Annotated in this window: 1 protein-coding gene; it reads right to left on the bottom strand. The window is 54.7% G+C overall.

The features are described from left to right. Nucleotides 1–673: phage tail protein (locus tag AUC60_RS27350; RefSeq protein ID WP_193441886.1), on the bottom strand; the 673-nt coding region annotated here is incomplete at both ends.

The following is a 673-nucleotide window of genomic DNA, read 5'->3' as shown; positions in this document are numbered from 1 at the left end:
AATAAACGCCAGCAGGAACCAACCACGAGTAAACCCCGGGAGCAATCCACGACACAGCACCACGAAAAGGCAGGCTGGTTAACGCAGCCTTTTTTTCCAGCAGCGCATTAGTCTGTTTCTGCGTGTAAGCGTCTGTGATGCCGTTTTCTTCCAGCGTGGGAGGGTTATCACCGAAAATAACAACGCCCCGTTCGTTGATCTTGACCCGGGTGTAGACACCTGCCTCTTTGTTCTTAGGCAACACCTCAAGAATCGACGTGTCGACGTAGGTACGAGTCGCCAGCACCACAGCCGGGTCAATCTTCAGCTCTACGTTACCGGCGTTGGTGACAATGATATTCAGTCGAACGATTTGCGTCCGTCCGGAACCCTGTACCAGCAAGGGCTTGAACGACGGCGCACAGTTGGCCACCGCCACGAAATCACCATCTGCATCGTACAAACCGATTTCACGAATCCACCAGCCGCCGACGTCGGCCGGAATAACTTGTTCTGCGATGATCACCGAAGCATTAGCAGGGTCGATCTTGAGGGTGTTTAGTGGAGCGCGGCGCACCTCGTTGATTAGCTTGGTCTGTGTCACTGACGGAACTGGATCTGCACCGTTTGCATCACCGATTGCCATGTGCGTGATCTTCCAGGGCAACCCCAGCGCATCGGCGTTCGCCTGCTT

Origin of the sequence: Pseudomonas caspiana (assembly GCF_002158995.1) — a bacterium.
Taxonomy (GTDB): Bacteria; Pseudomonadota; Gammaproteobacteria; order Pseudomonadales; family Pseudomonadaceae; genus Aquipseudomonas; species Aquipseudomonas caspiana.
This window is presented reverse-complemented; position numbering and strand designations above follow the sequence as displayed.